Source organism: Paraburkholderia ultramafica, assembly GCF_902859915.1.
Classification (GTDB): Bacteria; Pseudomonadota; Gammaproteobacteria; order Burkholderiales; family Burkholderiaceae; genus Paraburkholderia; species Paraburkholderia ultramafica.
On the sequence record NZ_CADIKK010000013.1, the window covers coordinates 63,352 to 83,047 of the forward strand.

The following is a 19,696-nucleotide window of genomic DNA, read 5'->3' on the forward strand; positions in this document are numbered from 1 at the left end:
ACCGGATCGTTCCATAAATACGCGCAATCGGGCGGCCCCAAAAAAATGCCGCAGCGTCGCGCACGCGCAACGCCCGCGGCCGCCAGTTTGCCGTCGCCGGCGGGCCGGGCTGGCGCCTCGCCGCTGTTCGGGTAAAATACCGCCCTTTTCAAGACGCGTGGGCGCCCAGCGCGCGCCGGCGGGCCCGGCACAGTCGGCCGCAAGGCGATCGCGGCCGGCATCAGGTCCGCGCCAGGCTTCCTCGACACGTCGAAAAAGCCGCCCGCCGGACTGAAAACAATCCCGCGCGGCGCAACAATTTTGACCGCCTAGAATAGCGACCTTCGGCCACGAGCCGGCGTTCGTCGGGTCGAACCACCACGACGATCAGTTTGATCCAGGAGAAACATGAAGAAGTTCGCACTGTGCGTGGCGCTTGCGCTCATGGCCACCGGCGCGCTGGCGAAAGAGTGGCAAACCGTCCGCATCGGGGTGGACGCCAGCTACCCGCCGTTCGAATCGAAGGCGCCCAGCGGCGAGATCGTCGGCTTCGACGCCGATCTGACCCGCGCGCTGTGCGCGAAGATGAACGTGAAGTGCATCTGGGTCGAACAGGATCTCGACGGCATCATTCCGGCGTTGAAGGGCAAGAAGTTCGACGCGATCGTGTCGTCGCTGACCATCACCGACAAGCGCCGTGAGCAGATCGACTTCTCCGACAAGCTGTTCGACGCCCCCTCCCGCATGATCGCCAAGGCAGGCTCGCCGCTGTTGCCTACGGCCCCATTGCTGAAGGGCAAACGTGTCGGCGTCGAGCAGGGCTCGACTCAGGAAGCCTATGCGAAGGTCTGGTGGGAGCCCAAAGGCGTGACCGTGGTGTCCTACCAGAATCAGGACCAGGTGTACGCCGACCTCGCGTCGGGCCGCCTCGACGCCGCGCTGCAAGACGAAGTGCAAGCCGACGCCGGCTTCCTGAAGACGCCGCGCGGCAAAGGCTTCGGCTGGGCCGGCCCGGAAGTGAAAGACCCGCAGACGATCGGCGAAGGCGCGGCGATCGGCCTGCGCAAGAGCGACGCCGATCTGAAGGCGAGGTTCAATCAGGCGTTGGCGCAAGTCCATCAGGACGGTACGTTCAAGAAGCTCGAGAAGCAGTACTTCGACTTCGACATCTATCCAGGACGCTGAGCCGGGCGCCGAGCCGGACACTGTCCCGGCAGCGCCCTGAGCCGGTTGCCGCGCAGGCGCCCCGCAGCACGTAACACGCAGCACCACGAAACTCGGGCTCGCCCGCATGGGCTTTCCCGGGGCTTCGTAATACAGTCGGCAGTAGATTCAAAACAGTTTCGAGACGAAGTCCCAAAAAGCGCGCTGCAAGGCCGGCAACGTCCATGCAGTCATGATTTGCACAGCGGTGCGCTGTGCGCCGCAGGTCACAGCGAGCCCAAGCTCGCGGCAAACGCGGCGCAGAGCTGGCCGCGTCTTTCGCGGTGCGTCGCAAACGCATCGTCAAGGACCCCCTATGTTCCTTCAAGGCTACGGCCCGCTGCTACTCAACGGCACCTGGCAAACCGTCAAACTGGCGGTGTTGTCGCTGGTGTTCGCTTTCGTGCTGGGTCTGCTCGGCGCGGCGGCGAAACTGTCGAAGAACCGCCTCTCGTACGGCGTCGGCACGGTATACACGACGCTCGTGCGCGGCGTGCCCGATCTGGTGCTGATGCTGCTGCTGTTCTACAGCATCCAGATCTGGCTGAACAACCTGACCGACGTGCTCGGCTGGGAACAGATCGACATCGATCCGTTCGTGGCCGGCGTCGCGGTGCTCGGCTTCATCTACGGCGCGTACTTCACCGAGACCTTCCGCGGCGCGTTTCTCGCGGTGCCGCGCGGCCAGCTCGAAGCGGGCGCGGCCTACGGCATGACGGGCTGGCAGGTGTTCTCACGCGTGATGTTCCCGCAGATGATGCGCTTCGCGCTGCCCGGCATCGGCAATAACTGGCAGGTGATGGTCAAGGCCACGGCGCTGGTGTCGATCATCGGTCTCGCGGATGTCGTCAAGGCTTCGCAGGATGCCGGCAAGGGCACGCTGCGGTTCTTCTTCTTCACCCTGCTTGCAGGGGCGATCTATCTCGTCATCACCACAGTGTCCAACTTCGTGCTGATGTACCTCGAAAAGCGTTACTCGACCGGCGTGCGAAAGGCGGATCTATGATCGCAATCATTCAGGAATACTGGCGCAACTATCTGTTTACCGATGGCTACCGCTTCACCGGTCTCGCGATCACGATGTGGCTGCTGGTGGTGTCGATCGGTCTCGGCTTCTGCCTGTCGATTCCGCTCGCGGTCGCGCGGGTGTCGAAGAGGAAGTGGCTCTCCCGTCTGGTGTGGCTGTATACGTACATCTTCCGCGGCACGCCGCTCTACGTGCAACTGCTGCTCTGCTACACCGGCTTGTACAGCCTGGAGATCATCCGCAATAACGAGCTGACCAATGCGTTCTTCCGCGACGGCATGCATTGCACGCTGCTCGCCTTCACGCTGAACACCTGCGCATACACCACCGAAATCTTCGCCGGCGCGATCAAGGCGACGCCGTATGGCGAGATCGAAGCGGCGCGCGCCTATGGGATGTCGTCGTTCACGCTGTACCGGCGCGTGATTCTGCCGTCGGCGCTGCGCCGCGCACTGCCCTACTACAGCAACGAAGTGATCCTGATGCTGCACGCCACGACAGTCGCCTTCACCGCGACCGTGCCGGACATCCTCAAGATCGCCCGTGACGTGAACTCCGCCACGTATCAATCGTTCAACGCGTTCGGTATCGCCGCGCTGCTCTATCTGTGCATTTCTTTCGCGCTCGTGTGGCTGTTCCGCCGCGCCGAGCGCCGCTGGCTCGCTTACCTGCGGCCGCAAGGCAAGTAACTCCGGGCACCACCTTGCCTCTCGCAAGCAAGCTCGTCAAGGATCCTGATGAACACCAAGAAGCAAAAGCTCTTCGTCGACGAGCTCCACAAACAGTACGGCGACAACGAAGTCCTCAAGGGCGTGTCGCTGCAGGCCAAGGCCGGCGACGTGATCAGCGTGATCGGTTCGTCCGGTTCGGGCAAGAGCACGATGCTTCGCTGCATCAACTTTCTCGAACAGCCGAACGCCGGGCGCATCTTCGTCGACGGCGAGGAAGTCCGCACGCAGACCGGCAAGAACGGCGCGTTGCGCGTGTCCGACCCGAAGCAGTTGCAGCGCGTGCGCACCAGGCTGTCGATGGTGTTCCAGCACTTCAACCTGTGGTCGCACATGAACGTGCTCGAGAACATCGTCGAGGCGCCGGTCAACGTGCTGGGTCTGAAGCGCAAGGAAGCCGAAGAGCGCGCGCGCGAATATCTGGAGAAGGTCGGCCTCGCACCGCGTCTGGAGAAACAGTATCCGTCGCATCTGTCGGGCGGCCAGCAGCAGCGTGTGGCGATCGCGCGCGCTTTGGCGATGCATCCCGACGTGATGCTGTTCGACGAACCCACCTCCGCGCTCGACCCGGAACTGGTCGGCGAAGTGCTCAAGGTCATGCAGACGCTGGCTGAAGAAGGCCGCACGATGATCGTCGTCACGCATGAAATGGCGTTCGCGCGCAACGTGTCGAATCACGTGATGTTTCTGCATCAGGGCCGCGTCGAAGAAGAAGGCCATCCCGACGAGGTATTCAGGAACACGAAAAGCGAACGCCTGAAGCAGTTCCTTTCCGGAAGTCTCAAATAAATGCAGCCCAAAACCTGGTATTTGGGATGTATTCGAAATAGCATTACAGGGAGGCGCTTACGAGCGCCTTTTTTGTTCTCTCACCCGTGAATTCCTGCTGTGAAGGCCGCGAAACCCGCTCCAGGCGGCCTCCTCCTCCGCTTATCCGCCCTACCCCGCCACTTCTGATGCGTCAATAGTGGCAATCCTTAACATTGCTCCCGCCGAACCGTGATTCCCTTGTCGCATAAGGGGTTGCGCGCTTTTCCGGGGTACTGTAACGGGTCATTGCACACATTCTTATTGCAATTTGGAGACACCCCGTAATGCAGGAACTAATTTCTTCTCCCAGTACAGGGTATTTTTGATAAATTGGTAACCAAAGTAGCAAAACAAAGTTGATTAAAAGTAGTTTCACTTCAAAGCACAGAGGAGAACCCGTCGGCGAGGGATCGGCATGACGAGCAGATAGCCCGAAGGCTACACGTCACGGCAGGACGCCCAATCCACCCGCTAATCTCCCTGGTACCGATTTCTGTTCGGCACCACCCGTGTCCGAACACCATTCGCAGTACTGGGTTTCACTTTTTGACAGGGTATGGAGGAGAAGATGAAGAAAGCTTTGCTCGCCGCTGCGCTGATGTCGGCCGGCGTTGTTGCACACGCCCAAAGCAGCGTGACGCTGTATGGCCGCCTTGATGCGGGTATCGAATACATGTCGGGCGTGCCGACCGGTGCCAACGTCAACGGCGCGGCCAATGGCAGCGCCAACCGCTGGAAAGCTGAAAGCGGCGACTGGGGTACCAGCCTGTGGGGCATGAAGGGCGTTGAGGACATCGGTGCCGGCAACAAGGTTCTGTTCCAGTTGGAAGGCTCGTTCAACACGATGACGGGCCAAGGTCCTGGCGGCGGCGGTCTCTTCAATCGCTGGGCAACCATCGGCCTGGCGAACGACCAATACGGTACGTTCACGATGGGCCGCATGCTCTTCATCTCGAACGGCGTGTGGGACTTCGACCCGTTCGGTCAATCGAACTGGTCGTCGGCATCGCTGGTGCGCGGCCGCAACTGGCCGCAGTCGAGCAACAACTTCGCGTACCAGTCGCCGAAGATCGCAGGCTTTGACTTCTACGGTCAATACGCGCTGTCGAACGCAACGAGCTGGAACGGCAACGGCACGACCCCGCAAGGCCGCGAAGCTGGTGCACAGATCACGTACACGAACTCGCTGTTCCAGATCCGCGGCATGTACGACGAAATCCGCAACCCGGCTAACGGCGGCCTGTACGGTCCGCAAGTCGGCACCATCAATACGGCCAACGCGGCTGGCGGCGTATTCTCGGCATCGCGTGAATACTCGGCCATGTTCAACATCTTCCTCGGCCAGTTCAAGGTTCAGGGCGCTTACCAGGCTATCCGTTCGGCAGGTGCTACCGGCGTTCTGCCGGGCCAGCCGACCACGCTCGATCACGAATGGGGCGGTGTAACGTGGCAAGCAACGCCGGCTGCAGCACTGATTGCAGCGGTCTACCACGTGAACGGCAACAATGGCGCGGGCAATGCGACGATCTACACGATCGGCGGTTCGTACAACCTGTCCAAGCGCACGCTGCTTGATATCCAGGTTGCTACCACACAAAACAGCCGTAACGCTAACTTCGGCCTGAATGCGAACAATCCTGGATTGGCGACTGCGACCGACAACCCGCTTCCGGGTAAGGCTCAATCCGGCGTGTATGCAGGTATTCAACACTCGTTCTAAACCCGTGGTGTGCCCCGAGGGAACTTCCTTCGGGGCGTAACGAGTTCGTCAAGAGAATCTTTTTCACGCTGCTGCGAGAGGCGCGTATCGGTGCAATGCCCGCAAGGGTATTGCACCGTTTTTTATTTGAGCGCGCGGTTTTGCCCGCGGTTTTGCCACTGCCCGGCGCACCGGGTCGGTGCGTACGTGGCTCTGATCGGATGGGGACACTACCGGCGCCTGCTGCTTGCGCTTATTACCTGCTTTTTACCCGCTTGTTACCTGGCTATCTGCGCTTGACGTTGCGAACTCAGACGTTCAAACCGCTGCTTCGTTTTCTTCGCCGGTACGAATACGGATCACACGCTCCACATCCGCGACGAAAATCTTGCCGTCGCCGATCTTGCCGGTGCGCGCCGCGCCGATGATCGCGTCGATCACCTGATCGCACTGGTTGTCCGCGACCACCACTTCGATCTTCACCTTCGGTAGAAAGTCGACCACATACTCTGCACCACGATAGAGCTCGGTATGGCCTTTCTGCCGGCCGAAGCCCTTGACCTCGGTAACGGTCAGCCCGGTGAGGCCGACTTCAGCGAGCGCCTCGCGCACTTCGTCGAGTTTGAACGGTTTGATGACTGCAGTGATGCGCTTCATGGCGAACCTCGTCTCGTGACTGGAAGAGTGAAACGGAAAGGATGATTTTTATTCTACGCCGCGCCGGATGCGTTGCGGCATTCCGGCGCGTGCTTCAGGTTTGCTTCGGGCGAGACGGCAGCGATTCGCCGCGGCTCACTCCACCGGCTCGGTGTAGCGCGACGTAATCGGATAGCGCCAGTCGCGGCCGAATGCGCGATGCGTGACGCGAATGCCGATCGGCGCCTGGCGGCGCTTGTACTCGTTGATCTTGATCAGGCGCGTGACGCGTTTCACGTCGTCGGCCGCATAGCCCTCGGCGATGATTTCGGCGAGCGAACGGTCCTCCTCCATGTACATGCGCATGATCGCGTCGAGTACTTCGTATTCCGGCAGGCTGTCCTGATCGGTCTGGTTCTCGCGCAGTTCCGCCGACGGCGCGCGCGTCAGGATCCGCTCGGGAATCACGTCGCGCTGGCTGAACGTGGTGGCCTGATTGCGGTAGCGGCACAGCCGGTAGACCAGCGTCTTGGCGATGTCCTTGATGACCGCGAAGCCGCCGGCCATGTCGCCGTACAACGTGCAGTAGCCGACCGCCATCTCGCTCTTGTTGCCGGTGGTCAGCACGATCGAGCCGAACTTGTTCGACAGCGCCATCAGCAAGGTGCCGCGAATGCGCGCCTGGATGTTCTCTTCGGTGGCGTCTTCGGCACGGCCCGCGAACTCCGCGGCGAGCGAGCCGCGGAACGCGTCGAACATCGGCGCGATCGCGATTTCGTCGTAGCGCACGCCGACGCGGCGCGCCATCTCGGCGGCGTCGGTGGTCGAAATGTCGGCGGTGTAGCGCGACGGCATCATCACCGCGCGCACCCGGTCCGCGCCGAGCGCGTCGCACGCGACCGCCAGCACCAGCGCCGAATCCACGCCGCCCGACAGGCCGATCAGCGCGCCCGGGAAACCGTTCTTGTTGATGTAGTCGCGCACACCCATCACGAGCGCGGCGTACACCTGTGCTTCGAGCGGCTGCTCCAGGGCGATCGCCGCGGGCAGCGGCGTGCCGTTTTCGAATTCGACGATCGCGGTCGCTTCGTCGAACTGCGCCATCTTCGCGATCAGCTCGCCTTGCGCGTCGAGCACGAACGAGCCGCCGTCGAACACCAGCTCGTCCTGCGCGCCGACCATATTCACGTAGACCATCGGCAGACCGGTTTCGCGAATCCGCGCACGCAGAATGTCGAAGCGCACCGCTTCCTTGTTCAGGTGATACGGCGAGCCGTTCGGGATCAGCAGCACTTGCGCGCCCGCCGCCTTCGCCATTTGCGCGGCCGACGCATGCCACGCGTCTTCGCAGATCACCACACCGTACTTCACACCGTCCAGTTCGAACACGAACGGCTGCGGGTCGGACGCGAAGTAGCGCTTCTCGTCGAACACTTCGGTATTGGGCAGATCCTGCTTGCGATAGGTGCCCTTCACTTCCGCGTCGACGAGCAGCGACGCCGCGTTGAACGTATCGACCGGCGGCACGCCGCGCTGGATCGGCGCGTTTGCATTACCATGGCCGTGCGCCGCGCTGTGCTCGACGTCACGCAGCGGATGGCCGACGATCACATGCAGGCCGGTGAACGGTTTGAGTTGCGCGGCGAGGTCGGCCAATGCCGCCGCGCTCGCGGTATAGAACGCGGGACGCAGCAGCAGGTCTTCGGGCGGATAGCCGGACAACGCGAGTTCAGGCGCGATCAGCAACTTCGCACCATCGTTGTGCGCGGCGCGCGCGGCGGCGACAATCTTCGCGACGTTGCCGGCGAAGTCGCCGACAGTGACATTGATTTGAGCAAGAGCGATTCGGGTCTTCATGGCAGGATCGACAGGCAAGCCAGGTGGCTTGCGAGTACCGCGGCTGGTTAGCTCGACGGCACGGACAAATCGGATAAACAAACGACGCGGCACATACGGCGCCGCGCCGCTCATTGGGAACAGTCACACAGATTGAACCAGGAACGCTTTGATTATCGCACGGGCATTCTGGCGTCGCCCTCCGAGGTGGACGCCGCCGAATGGAATGCCCTCCTCGCGCAGCAGTCGCAACCCACGCCGTTTCTGCGGCACGAGTTCCTGAGCGCGCTGCATGCGACCCGATGCGCGGTCGCCGATACCGGCTGGGCGCCGCAATTCGTCACGCTGACCGATCCGCGCACGGACAGGCTCGTGGCGGCCGCGCCGGTGTATCTGAAAGGGCACTCGTACGGCGAGTACGTATTCGATTGGGCGTGGGCCGATGCATACAAGCGCAACGGTCTGCCGTATTACCCGAAGCTGCTGTGCGCGGTGCCGTTCACGCCGGTGCAGGGCAACCGCCTGCTGTCGGCGGACACGCATGCGTTGCGGCATCTGGCGGCCACATTGATGGCGTTCGCCGAGCAAGCCGACGTGTCGTCGCTGCACGTGCTGTTTCCGACCGAGACCGAAGCGAACGCGCTCACCGAAATGGGCATGATGCAGCGTGAAGGCGTGCAGTTCCACTGGCTGAACGACGGTTATCACGACTTCGACGATTTCCTCTCCACGCTCGAACAGAAGAAGCGCAAGAACATTCGCGCCGAGCGCCGCAAGGTCCGCGAGGCCGGCGTGACGATGCGCCGGATTCGCGGCGAGGACATTCAGGACGCGGACTGGCGTTTCTTCAGCAAGTGCTATCGGCAGACTTACCGCGAACACTTTTCGAGTCCGTATCTGAACCTCGATTTCTTTCGCATGATCGGCGCGTCGATGCCGGAGAACCTGCTGCTCGTGATCGCCGAATACGCAGGCAAGCCGATCGCCAGTTCGCTCGTGGTGTACCAGCGCGACGCGCAGACCGGTGGCAGCTTGTACGGCCGCTACTGGGGCGCGTTGGAACACGTGCCGTGCCTGCATTTCGAAACCGCGTACTACCAGCCGCTCGAATTCTGCATCGAGGAGAAGCTCTGCGCATTCGAAGGCGGTGCGCAAGGCGAGCACAAGATGGCGCGCGGCTTCCTGCCCACGGTGACGCGCTCCGCGCATTGGCTCGCGCATCCGGCCTTCGCCGATGCGGTCGGCCACTTCCTCGACAATGAAAAGAACAGCATCCACGCGTACGTGGACGAGCTGCGCGAACACAATCCGTTCAAAGGTTAAAGCGCATCCATGGCGTGGTTTCTTTATCTGCTCGAATGCTCGGACGGCAGCGTCTATACCGGCATTGCCACCGACGTGCAGGCGCGCTTCGACAAACACGTGAGCGGCGTGGGAGCGCGTTATACGCGCTCGCGCAAACCGGTGCGTGTGCTGGTGTCGTTCGAGCTGGCGGACCGGTCGAGCGCATCGCGCGCGGAGTATTGGGTCAAGCGTTTGTCGCCGGTCGATAAGCGGGCGCTTGGCGCGGGGCTGCGCACGCTCGAATCGGTGATGCCGGTGCCCGAGCCTGTTGCTACTGGAGAGACGCAAGAGGAGACTGACGGTTCGTAACGGTGCGGCTGGTTCTTGCGCCTTCACGAACTACCCCCGCGCCTCCCGCATCCGCTCGGTCAGCAATCGCTGCATCCGCGCAAGCTCGCCCACCGCATCCGCCTCCAGGGATGTCAGCCTGTCCCGTGCGGGAAGCTCATGCCGAACCGGCCGTAACGTCCGATTCAATGCCGCGTCGATATCGGCGCTCACCTGCGCGACCCAATCGCCGAGTTCATCACACACGTCGCGCCGGTTCGGGCTCAGGCGCAACTGCGTCGCGGTGCCGGCCATCCTGCGCAACAGGCTGAGCACGGTCAGCGTCACGGTATCGACCATCGAGTCCTCGAGTTTTTCGAGGCGAATCCGGCCGATGGCCTCTTCGGCATTATTGCTGCCGAGACCCGCGGCTCTGCGCAAACGCTCCATCTCCTTTTCGCTTCGACGCGGCGACTCCAACGCGGCGCGCAGATACGCAACATTCGCGCGCACCGCTTCGCTCAGATCAGCGCGGTAATCGACCTTCTCGCGCGTCGGCCACAGATAGAACGTGGCCAGCAACGCGAGCGCGCAGCCGAGCATGTTGTTGCCGAGCCGCGTGAGCGCGAACGCAAATTCGTTCGCGCCCGGCGTCGCGAAATCGGCGACGAGCACGAAGGTCGGCGTCAGGAACAGCACGAAGAGGCTGTAGCTGACGGGCCGCAGCGCCATCGTGGCCATCACGAGCGGAAACACCGCGAGCGAAATGCCGAGCGGCGAATGAATCGCGTAGCCGATCCCCGCCGCCAGCACCCCGCCGACAATGCTGCCCGCCGCGCGCTCGATGCTGCGCGGCCAGGTCGCAGCAATCGACGGCTGCAGGATCAGCAGCGTCGCCATGGTGGCCCAGTAGCCGAACGGCAGCCCCAGCGCGCGGATCACCAGGAAGCCCGTCGTGCTCGTCACGCCGACGCGCGCCGCGTGGCGCAAGCCGACCGACTGGCTCGACAGATTGGCCTTGAGTGTCGCCCATGTGCGCGTCGCCAGACGGGCGGCGCTGTCGGTCCAGCGTTCGGGCTGCGCATAGAGCGGCGCGAAATCGACCAGTTCGAAGTCGGACTGCAGCGTCACGGGTTCCAGCAACGCGCTTTCGAGCCGCGTCGCCAGGCGGCGTACGCGCAGCTGCAAATTCGCGAGACGCTCCCAGCGCGTTTCGTTGGCCGCCGTGCCGATGCCGCGCAGCACCTCGCCAAGTGCGGTCAGCAGCCGTGCCGCACGCTTCGCTCGCCACGCGTGGTCGGGGACTTTTTCGCTCGCGCGGGACACGGCGATCAGATACGCGAACAACGCTTCGCCATCGGTCAGCAAGCCGAGCAGCGTGTCGTAAGTTTGCCGGCCACCCGTTCGCGCCGCGGGCACGCTGGCCAGCGCCTTGCGCGAGCGCTCCAGCGCGGCGCGCGCATCGGCGCGGAATTGGGCGGCATGCGTGGCCCACTCGCGCGGCGCCGCGCGCTGCTCCAGCAGGCGGGCGCTGTCCAATGCGATGTCGGCGAGCCGCAGATACACGGCGCGCAGCGTCGAGCGGCTCGCGCCGAACGGATGAATGCGCCACACGGTCAGGCTCAGCACGACCGCGAACAGGCAGCCGACCAGGTAGACGCCGAGAAACGCGATGCCGGCGCGGACATCGTGCATCGGCCGGTCGACCATCACCACGCAGGCAGTCGCCGCGAGAATCGTCACCTGCGAGGTGGCGGCACCCCAGATCCTGCCGAACCCGCCGAGGGTGGTGAACGCGAGCACCGTCAGCGCCGCGAACATGGCTCCCGCCGCGGACGCGAAAGCGGTGATGCCGCCGCATAGCGTCGACAGCAACGCGAAGCCCATCATCGACGCGAAGCGGGCGCGGTTGGAGCCGGCGGCGTCGGCGAGACAGGTCCAGAAAGCGCCGATCGCGGCCCATGCGAAGATCGGATCGTGCAGCACGCTGCCCACCGCCAGCATCGCCGTGGACGCGCACGCCGCTCTCAAGCCTTCCGACAGACTGGCCTCGCTCGCCGCAAACGACACCATCCATACCGGCCGCTTGCGATAGATCGCGCTGACGAGCGCGTACAGCCGGCTCGACCAGCGTGGCGACGATGACGGGTGGGACTTGCGGTTCATCATCCGGACGGTGTGCTCCTGAAAACGCGCATGGGCGTTGTGTTTGGCGCCATGTCTGCGCTTCGATCCAGCAAGCGCCGAATGATAAGGGTTTACACCTAAATATAAAAATGCCTTCGCTTCATCCCCGCGATTCACTGTATCTATGCGCTCAGCCCCAAGCCTGGGCAGGGATGCCGCGCATACCTGTCGCACAGTAGGCGAACGCTTTGAAAACCCCATGAAAAAACCGCGCGGCCCTGTCGGGCTCGCGCGGTTTTGTTCAACCAGCCGGCTTATCAACCGGCAGCGTGACGCACGCTTACTTCTTGAAGTTCGCGACGCCTTCGCTGATTTCCTTGTGCGCGGCTTCGATGCCCGCCCAGCCGTCGACCTTCACCCACTTGCCCTTCTCCAGCGCCTTGTACTGCTCGAAGAAGTGCTTGATCTGGTCTTTCAGGTAGGCCGGGACGTCGTCGATCGACTTCAGGTCGGCGGTCATCGGGCAGATCTTGTCGTGCGCGACGGCGATCAGCTTCGCGTCCACGCCCGATTCGTCGGTCATCTGCAGCATGCCGAGCGCGCGTGCGCGCACCACCGAGCCTGCCAGCAGCGGGAACGGCGTGATCACCAGCACGTCGACCGGGTCGCCGTCGCCCGACAGGGTTTGCGGAATGAAGCCATAGTTGGCCGGATAGCGCATGCCGGTGCCGATGAAACGGTCGACGACGAGCAGGCCCAGGTCCTTGTCGGCTTCGTACTTCACCGGATCGCTCTGCGCCGGGATTTCGATGATGACGTTGAAATCTTGCGGAAGGTCTTTGCCTGCGGGGACGTGATTGAAGCTCATGAGCGCTCTCTGATCAGGATGGAAGTCGGAAACACGGCGCGCGGCGCGCGAGCTCGGGTGGCGTGAATCCGTGGATCTTGCGTGGATATCGCGTCGAGCGGCGTTGCGGCCGGACAGTGCGGAATGCGCCATTATAGCCAATCGCCCGGTGGCATCCCTGGTCGGATCGGCGCGATAATCGTCGGGCGTCTCCCGGTTGTGCCTCTCGTTGGTGAACACGCGCCGCCAGACCCGGCTGCGCGCTACGTCAGTTACCTCAGTTACGTGAAGGAGCATGCGTGGAAGAAGCCCGACACTTCATCGGCGGCGAGTGGTCCGCCGGATCCGGCGGCGAGACGATCGCCGTGCTCGATCCATCGGACGGCCAGCCGTTCACCCGTCTCGCGCGCGGCACCGCGGCCGATATCGACGCCGCCGTGCATGCCGCGCGCCGCGCGTTCGAAGGCGCATGGGGCGCGGCGAGCGCGGCCGAACGCGGCCGCGTGCTGTATCGGCTGTCGATGCTGGTCGCCGCCCGCCAGGAAGAACTGGCGCAGCTCGAGGCGCGCGACACCGGCAAGCCGCTCAAGCAGGCGCGTGGCGATGCGGCCGCCCTCGCCCGCTATTTCGAGTTCTACGCCGGCGCGGCCGACAAGCTGCACGGCGAAACGCTGCCTTATCAAAGCGGCTACACGGTGCTGACGATCCGCGAGCCGCACGGCGTGACCGGCCACATCGTGCCGTGGAATTATCCGATGCAGATTTTCGGCCGCAGCGTGGGCGCGGCGCTCGCCACCGGCAACGCGTGCGTCGTCAAGCCAGCCGAAGACGCCTGCCTGTCCGTGCTGCGCGTCGCCGAGCTGGCCGCCGAAGCGGGCTTGCCGGCCGGCGCGCTGAATATCGTCACCGGCTATGGACATGAAGCGGGCGCCGCGCTCGCGAGCCATCCCGGCATCGATCACATCTCGTTCACCGGGTCGCCCGAAACCGGCAAGCTGGTCACGCAAATGGCCGCCGAAAATCACGTGCCGGTCACGCTCGAACTGGGCGGCAAGTCGCCGCAAATCGTGTTCGCCGACGCGGACCTCGACGCGGCGCTGCCCGTGCTGGTCTCGGCGATCGTGCAAAACGCCGGGCAAACCTGTTCGGCGGGCAGCCGCGTGCTGATCGAGCGGGCCATCTACGAACCCTTGCTCGACCGGCTGAGCAGCGCGTTCCATGCGCTGCGCGTCGGCCCTGCGCAGGCCGACCTCGACTGCGGGCCGCTGATCAACGCGAAACAGCAGCAGCGCGTGTGGGACTTCCTGTCTGACGCGCAGCACAACGGCATCGCGATGGCGGCGCACGGCGAAGTGATTCCCGAAGCGCCGCAAAGCGGCTTCTATCAAGCGCCCACGCTGCTGCGCGACGTGCCCGCGAGCCACCGCCTCGCGCGCGACGAAGTATTCGGGCCGGTGCTCGCCGCGATGTCCTTCAGCGACGAAGACGAAGCGCTCGCGCTCGCCAACGGCACGCAGTACGGCCTCGTGGCCGGCATCTGGACGCGCGACGGCGCGCGGCAGATGCGTCTCGCGCGCCGGCTGCGCTCCGGCCAGGTATTCATCAACAACTACGGCGCGGGCGGCGGCGTCGAGTTGCCGTTCGGCGGCGTCAAGCATTCGGGCCACGGGCGCGAAAAAGGCTTCGAAGCGCTGTACGGCTTCACCGTGCTGAAAACCATCGCGATCCGGCACGGCTAGTGCTGCATCCCGCTTCAACGCAACAACGCATCACCATTCACAACAAGCAACGGAGACATCATGCGGTTGACAGGTAAAACGGCCATCGTCACGGGTGGCGGCTCGGGTTTCGGCGAAGGCATCGCGAAGACCTACGCGCGCGAAGGCGCGAACGTGGTGGTCAACGATCTGAACGGCGCGGCCGCCGAGCGCGTGGCCAGCGAAATCGCGCTGGCCGGCGGCAAGGCCATCGCGGTGGCCGGCAATGTCGCGCAGCGCGAGGACTGGCGCACACTGCGCGAGGCCGCGCTCGAAGACTTCGGCAGCGTGCAGATCGTCGTCAACAACGCCGGCACCACCCATCGCAACAAGCCGGTGTTGGAAGTGACGGAAGCCGAGTTCGACCGCGTCTACGCGGTCAACGTCAAAAGCATCTACTGGAGCGTGCAGGAGTTCGTGCCATATTTCCGCGAGCAAGGCGGCGGCAGCTTCATCAACATCGCGTCGACGGCCGGCGTGCGGCCGCGTCCGGGGCTCGTCTGGTACAACGGCAGCAAGGGCGCGGTGATCATCGCGAGCAAGTCGCTCGCGGTCGAACTCGGCCCGGACCGGATTCGCGTGAACTGCGTGAATCCGGTGATCGGCGAAACGGCGCTGCTCTCCGAGTTCATGGGCGTCGAAGATACGCCGCAAAATCGCCAGCGCTTTCTCGCCGGCATTCCGCTCGGGCGCTTCTCGACGCCGCAGGACATCGCCAACGCGGCGCTCTATCTGGCGTCCGACGAAGCGGAGTTCATCACCGGCGTGTGTCTCGAAGTCGACGGCGGACGCTGCGTATAGCGTCGCGCCGGCAGGACGTGACTGCGGTGACCGCGCCCGCGCAAGCGAGCCGGTCACGCGCGGCCCTTGCCGGAGTCAGTGTTTTCCCCCGGTATTCATTCGTCATGTAAACCACTCGACACGGCTAGAATCGCTCGACGGCGGTACGTCAATTCCACAAGAAAAGAGGAGACACCATGGCTAGTCCCGCAGATCCGCTCCACCATCCCGGCGCCGGCGCGCCCCCTTCCGATTTTGAAGAGGCCACCTACCGCAAGGTCAACTGGCGGCTCGCGCCGTTCCTGATGCTCTGCTACGTGGTCGCGTATCTGGACCGTGTGAACGTCGGCTTCGCCAAGCTGCAAATGAGCACCGATCTCGGCCTGAGCGATGCGGTGTACGGCTTCGGCGCGGGGATTTTCTTCGTCGGCTATTTCATCTTTGAAATTCCGAGCAACGTGATCCTGCACAAGGTCGGCGCACGCGTGTGGATCGCGCGGATCATGGTGTCGTGGGGCATCATCTCGATGCTGACCATGTTCGTCACCACGCCGACCACGTTCTACGTGATGCGCTTTCTGCTCGGCCTGGCCGAAGCGGGCTTCTTCCCCGGCATCATCCTGTACCTCACCTACTGGTATCCGGCGCACCGGCGCGGCCGGATGACCACCTGGTTCATGACGGCGATCGCGCTGTCGGGCGTGATCGGCGGACCGCTGTCGGGCTATATCCTGAAGAGCTTCAACGGCATGAACGGCTGGCATGGCTGGCAATGGCTGTTTCTGCTCGAAGGGATTCCGTCGGTGATCGTCGGGATCATGGTGTTCCTGATGCTGGACGACCGCATCTCGAAGGCCAGGTGGCTGACCAAGGAAGAGCAGCAGTTGCTTGAGCGTCATGTATCCGCGGAGGAAGCGACCAAGCATGACATGCCGATTCGTCAGGTGCTCACGAACGGGCGTGTGTTGATGTTCAGCCTCACGTACTTTTCGTTCGTGATGGGTCTGTATGGCGTGAGCTTCTGGCTGCCGACCATCATCAAGACGACCGGCGTCACCGATGCGTTCATGATCGGCCTGCTGTCCGCGATTCCGTTCGCGGCGGCAGTGGTGGCGATGGTGTTCGTCGCGCGCAGCGCGGACCGCCAGCGCGAGCGGCGCTGGCACATCGCTTTGCCGGCGTTCGCAGGCGCAGTGGGCCTTGTGCTCTCGGTGGTGTGGACGCACAACACAGTGCTGGCGATGGCGTCGCTCACGCTCGCGACGATGGGCATCCTGACCACGCTGCCGCTGTTCTGGAGTCTGCCGACGGCGATTCTTGCGGGGACGGGTGCGGCCGCCGGTATCGCGATGATCAATTCGATCGGCAATCTGGCGGGCTTTCTCAGTCCGTATGCGGTGGGCTGGCTCAAGCAGGCGACTGCGGCTAATGATTCGGGAATGTATATGCTGGCGGCGTTTATGGTGTTGGGCGGTTTGCTCGCGATTAGTGTGCCGGCGAAGATGGTTAATAAGTGAAGCGGGTTTGCCGGTGCGGGGGGCCTGCCAATGCGCGGGAGAGTTAATGGCCGTTTGCGGGGTTAGCAAACGGCCATTCCGGGTCGCATGAGCCAAGCAGTATCGGGCTCCCTATCCGCAACGACGGCGCTTGGGGGCTCAGAACGCCAGGTGCATCCGGGCCCCGAAAAAGTCGACCGGTCCGCGATCGTGGTTGTACCCCGGGTTGGCAATGTGCTGATAGTCGAGCGACGCTGTCACGCCCTCGACAATCTGGGCGCTGTAGTAAAGCTCGTAAATATCTTCCGTGTGGTAACTCAGAGCGCCATCGCCAAGAAATCCTCCTATTCCGCCCGCTGCCAGATACGCCGCGTGTGCACCTGACAGTCCGTTGTTTGTATACGCAATGCCGACTGTATCGACCTGGCGATGCCATCGTGTTCCCTTGATCGAGACGCCGGCTTGCAGTTGCCGATCGATTTCCGCGTAGGCATATTCCTCGTCGGAACCGTTGTTCTGGCTCCAGCTGATCCACGCGCCGATATCGTCCGTCAGGCTCTGCTCGGCATGCACGCCGAAACCGGTCTTCACGCGCGTGGCGCGGACATTAGACAGCGCGGGAGTGCCCCCGTAGATCGCCGCGTATTGCACAGCCTCCCCGTAGTCGCCCATGTCCGCGCGGTTCCGGTAGACCAGCGCGCTGAGTTTGCCGGGGCGTCCCGCAACGGAATGATTGTGCTCGACTTCGGCAGCATCGCCGTAGTCCTCAAACGGGCGGTAATTGAGTTGCAGACCGTTCGGGTCGCGCGGCTGAAGAAAACGGCCGACGCGGAAGGCCCAGGCGTCCCGGTAGTACTCGAGTGCCGCTCCCCACGTGTAGCCGCGAGCATCGCTGGGATAGTCCCATGCGCCATAGGTCATCAGCGCAGCGTTGAAGAACTGCGTGCGCGGATCGCCTGCGTAGGTGTTTTGCCCGAAGATGTCGGTGGGCGAATAGTTGCCGATCGTCAGTACGATCCGGCGTGACGCAACCGGCCCGGCAAGCTGGTTCATATCCGAATCGACGGGTGTGTGGTCACCGCCGAGGTCCCACGTCTGGCGCAGGAAAAGCCGTGCGTAGTAGGTGGTCGGGTTGGGGTCCGCGGTCTTCGAGATCTCGCCGTCGGCCAGGCCACCGAGGCCAGCCGCATGGGAGATCGCTCGGGCGGCGACCATCTCCGGGTCGAAGTACAGTTCCGCGCCCGACCAGAGCCTCACCCCGAAAGCAGCGGTCACCGACCATGACCAGCCGTATTCACGGCGTGGCAGCAGACTGTTGGCACCCGTGTACGGCGCATGCATAGAGTCCTTGGTCTGAAAGATATAGGTCGACTGGATATGCGCATTCCACCGCTGCGGCCCGGCGTCGACGGGCGCCGGTGAAGCAGCCGCGGTGCTTGCCGCATCTGCCGCGCTTGCGGCAGATGCGGGCTCAGTGTTGGTCGTTGCCGACCTCGCGTCTTCGGCCGCAAGCTGCGCGAGCGCAACGCTGGCCGTCGAGGCGACCGGTAGCGATGCGTCAGCGGTGGGCTGCGGCACCGGCAGATTCGGCGTTGCCGGATTGGCCATCGGGTTTGCCGTCGGAGTGGCCGCTTGCGCGGTGCCCGCAACGACAGTGAACGCCGTGGCAGCGCACACTGATTTGAACGTTAGCCGTGGGAGCCGATTGGCGCACTTCGGGATGGCGAAAGACTGGTGTCGCTTCATCGTTTCTCTAAGTCGGTTTCATTCAACGATATCCGGCCGAAGGGGCCGGTTCATTTTTTTCTTGCGCAACTATTGGCTTGTGCCCGGAGCAGGAACGGACAATGCGGCGTTCGTTGTCGAAGCCACGTCAGTCGATCCGACCGACGTGGCAGTGCTCCGGTCGGACGCCGCATGCACAACAGATGTAAAGGTGCAGGTTTTAGCGGCGTACTCGCGCGATGGGGAGCAAAGCACAGCACGCCAATGCCCGCGCTATTTGAAGAAAGTCATCTGCACGACCTTGACGATAAACAGGGCTACCGCCAGGACAAGATAGCAGCACAGCACCCCCATCCAGACACGCTTGGACAGCGTTGGGTTCGATCTTCAAGGGGGCATATCTCACGCATCGCGCTCTTCCTTGCTATAAGTCTTTATGGCAGCTTCCACGGGTTTGCGGCGTAGCTTGCCCATCACCACCACTGCGGCGTAGGCGATAACGGCTGGCAACGTGCCACTGCCGAGCACCTTGAGAATCGTGTCGCCACTGATGTCCGGGTACGCTATTGAGGTGGTCAAGATGATCGACAGCATTACAAGCACCCAGATGATGGCAAAGTACACGAGATAAAAGCATTTCGCGTCCGTCACAAGGCGATGCAACGAGTGGCGCATGTTGAACACGTCGCCGATGGCATACGCGGCCGCCAGCGACTCCGACGCCGCACCGATGAGGCAGGCGTCCAGCAGCGCGATGGCTAGACGACTTCGGCTGTGTGGCCCACGTACTTGTTGGTGCGCGGCTTGGTGTCGTGTGTCGAGCGATGGTGCCCAAAGCACCCGTGATATCGCCTACATGGGCGTCATCGAGCACGGTGCTGCTAGGCGGTGTAGCGCGAGAGGGTGTAGCCATTTGTTCTTTTTCCTGAGCGGCGTTGCAGAAACCGCGCGCCTCCGGCATACGCAAGGGTGTCGGTCCTCGAGAACGAGGACGTCGCTTGCGTATGGCGGAAGAGCTTACGAAATGAGAGTCTTGAGGCGTTGCCAGAAGGCAGCGAATTTGTGCGGTTCGCGCGGTTGTAGCGACAGCACGGTGTCGTAGTGGGCGCGCGATTCCTGGACGTGCGGCAGTTGCGACAGAAGCAGGCCGAAGTTCATGATATTGCTCCAAGCGTTTGGCTTAACGCGGTTCGCGGAAAGCCAGCAGACGCGGAGGTCGGGCGCACTATGCGCGCGACAAGGAGCGTCTACTCGCTTCCCTTAGGTAAAGGTGAGCGGCATATGGGATAACTGTCACTGTCCGGCATGGCGGCTCCTTGTCGGCGTCTGGTACGCACGTGTTAGTCCACGCGCCCGCCCACGCCAGTGATTCAAAAAGGCGCGGACGTACGCAGCCGCGAGTTGATGCTCGCGACACGGTGCCACGCAGACGCAC

Annotated in this window: 16 protein-coding genes and 1 pseudogene; 10 read left to right on the forward strand and 7 right to left on the reverse strand. The window is 63.2% G+C overall.

Features of this window, described 5'->3' with window-relative positions; translation table 11 throughout:
* Nucleotides 1-387 precede the first annotated feature (387 nt).
* From HV744_RS15440 to HV744_RS15460, 5 genes are all read left to right on the forward strand, one after another.
* Nucleotides 388-1,164 (forward strand): ABC transporter substrate-binding protein, encoded by a 777-nt coding sequence (locus HV744_RS15440; RefSeq protein WP_175150356.1) that lies wholly within the window; start codon nucleotides 388-390, stop codon nucleotides 1,162-1,164.
* Between the two features lie 334 nt (nucleotides 1,165-1,498).
* Nucleotides 1,499-2,188 carry an ABC transporter permease gene (locus HV744_RS15445; RefSeq protein WP_175150357.1) on the forward strand — a complete coding sequence of 230 codons (690 nt, stop codon included), beginning with the start codon at nucleotides 1,499-1,501 and terminating at the stop codon, nucleotides 2,186-2,188.
* Nucleotides 2,185-2,898: an ABC transporter permease gene (locus tag HV744_RS15450; protein ID WP_175150358.1), complete on the forward strand. Its 714-nt coding sequence runs from the start codon at nucleotides 2,185-2,187 to the stop codon at nucleotides 2,896-2,898. The genes HV744_RS15445 and HV744_RS15450 overlap by 4 nt, the downstream gene beginning before the upstream one ends.
* 48 nt (nucleotides 2,899-2,946) lie before the next feature.
* On the forward strand, nucleotides 2,947-3,726 hold the full coding sequence (locus HV744_RS15455) for an ABC transporter ATP-binding protein (RefSeq protein ID WP_175150359.1): 780 nt from the start codon (nucleotides 2,947-2,949) through the stop codon (nucleotides 3,724-3,726).
* A 589-nt stretch (nucleotides 3,727-4,315) separates the two neighbouring features.
* The gene (locus HV744_RS15460; RefSeq protein ID WP_175150360.1) at nucleotides 4,316-5,467 is read left to right on the forward strand and encodes a porin; all 1,152 of its coding nucleotides are present in this window, start codon (nucleotides 4,316-4,318) and stop codon (nucleotides 5,465-5,467) included.
* 297 nt (nucleotides 5,468-5,764) lie between these two features.
* On the opposite strand, the gene glnK is transcribed toward HV744_RS15460, so the two are convergent.
* Nucleotides 5,765-6,103 (reverse strand): P-II family nitrogen regulator, encoded by a 339-nt coding sequence (gene glnK / locus HV744_RS15465; protein WP_006048444.1) that lies wholly within the window; start codon nucleotides 6,101-6,103, stop codon nucleotides 5,765-5,767.
* Between the two features lie 135 nt (nucleotides 6,104-6,238).
* Nucleotides 6,239-7,939, reverse strand: coding sequence for an NAD+ synthase (locus HV744_RS15470; protein ID WP_175150361.1), 1,701 nt, complete (start codon nucleotides 7,937-7,939; stop codon nucleotides 6,239-6,241).
* 132 nt (nucleotides 7,940-8,071) lie between these two features.
* Here HV744_RS15470 and HV744_RS15475 point away from each other — a divergent pair, with 132 nt between their 5' ends.
* The gene (locus HV744_RS15475) at nucleotides 8,072-9,241 is read left to right on the forward strand and encodes a GNAT family N-acetyltransferase (protein ID WP_175150362.1); all 1,170 of its coding nucleotides are present in this window, start codon (nucleotides 8,072-8,074) and stop codon (nucleotides 9,239-9,241) included.
* Between the two features lie 9 nt (nucleotides 9,242-9,250).
* Nucleotides 9,251-9,571, forward strand: coding sequence for a GIY-YIG nuclease family protein (locus HV744_RS15480; RefSeq protein WP_175150363.1), 321 nt, complete (start codon nucleotides 9,251-9,253; stop codon nucleotides 9,569-9,571).
* A 30-nt stretch (nucleotides 9,572-9,601) separates the two neighbouring features.
* On the opposite strand, the gene HV744_RS15485 is transcribed toward HV744_RS15480, so the two are convergent.
* A complete protein-coding gene (locus HV744_RS15485; protein ID WP_175150364.1) occupies nucleotides 9,602-11,698 on the reverse strand; it encodes an FUSC family protein in 2,097 nt (698 codons plus the stop codon).
* A 298-nt stretch (nucleotides 11,699-11,996) separates the two neighbouring features.
* Nucleotides 11,997-12,524, reverse strand: a complete 528-nt coding sequence (gene ppa / locus HV744_RS15490) for an inorganic diphosphatase (RefSeq protein WP_175150365.1) — start codon at nucleotides 12,522-12,524, stop codon at nucleotides 11,997-11,999.
* Between the two features lie 278 nt (nucleotides 12,525-12,802).
* On the opposite strand from ppa, the gene HV744_RS15495 reads away from it, so the two are divergent.
* The 3 genes from HV744_RS15495 (at nucleotide 12,803) to HV744_RS15505 (ending at nucleotide 16,557) form a co-directional block, all read left to right on the forward strand.
* On the forward strand, nucleotides 12,803-14,242 hold the full coding sequence (locus HV744_RS15495; protein WP_175150366.1) for an aldehyde dehydrogenase family protein: 1,440 nt from the start codon (nucleotides 12,803-12,805) through the stop codon (nucleotides 14,240-14,242).
* Between the two features lie 60 nt (nucleotides 14,243-14,302).
* Entirely contained in the window at nucleotides 14,303-15,061 is a 759-nt protein-coding gene (locus tag HV744_RS15500; RefSeq protein WP_175150367.1) for an SDR family oxidoreductase, read from the forward strand.
* Between the two features lie 176 nt (nucleotides 15,062-15,237).
* The gene (locus HV744_RS15505; protein WP_175150368.1) at nucleotides 15,238-16,557 is read left to right on the forward strand and encodes an MFS transporter; all 1,320 of its coding nucleotides are present in this window, start codon (nucleotides 15,238-15,240) and stop codon (nucleotides 16,555-16,557) included.
* 138 nt (nucleotides 16,558-16,695) lie between these two features.
* Here the strand turns inward: HV744_RS15505 and HV744_RS15510 are convergent, their stop codons facing one another.
* The 3 genes and pseudogenes from HV744_RS15510 to HV744_RS15520 form a co-directional block, all read right to left on the reverse strand.
* Entirely contained in the window at nucleotides 16,696-18,144 is a 1,449-nt protein-coding gene (locus tag HV744_RS15510) for a carbohydrate porin (RefSeq protein ID WP_175150369.1), read from the reverse strand.
* 390 nt (nucleotides 18,145-18,534) lie between these two features.
* A pseudogene (locus HV744_RS15515) lies at nucleotides 18,535-19,044 on the reverse strand (hypothetical protein); the annotation flags it as partial.
* A gap of 234 nt (nucleotides 19,045-19,278) precedes the next feature.
* Nucleotides 19,279-19,419: a hypothetical protein gene (locus HV744_RS15520; RefSeq protein WP_175150370.1), complete on the reverse strand. Its 141-nt coding sequence runs from the start codon at nucleotides 19,417-19,419 to the stop codon at nucleotides 19,279-19,281.
* Between the last annotated feature and the right edge of the window lie 277 nt (nucleotides 19,420-19,696).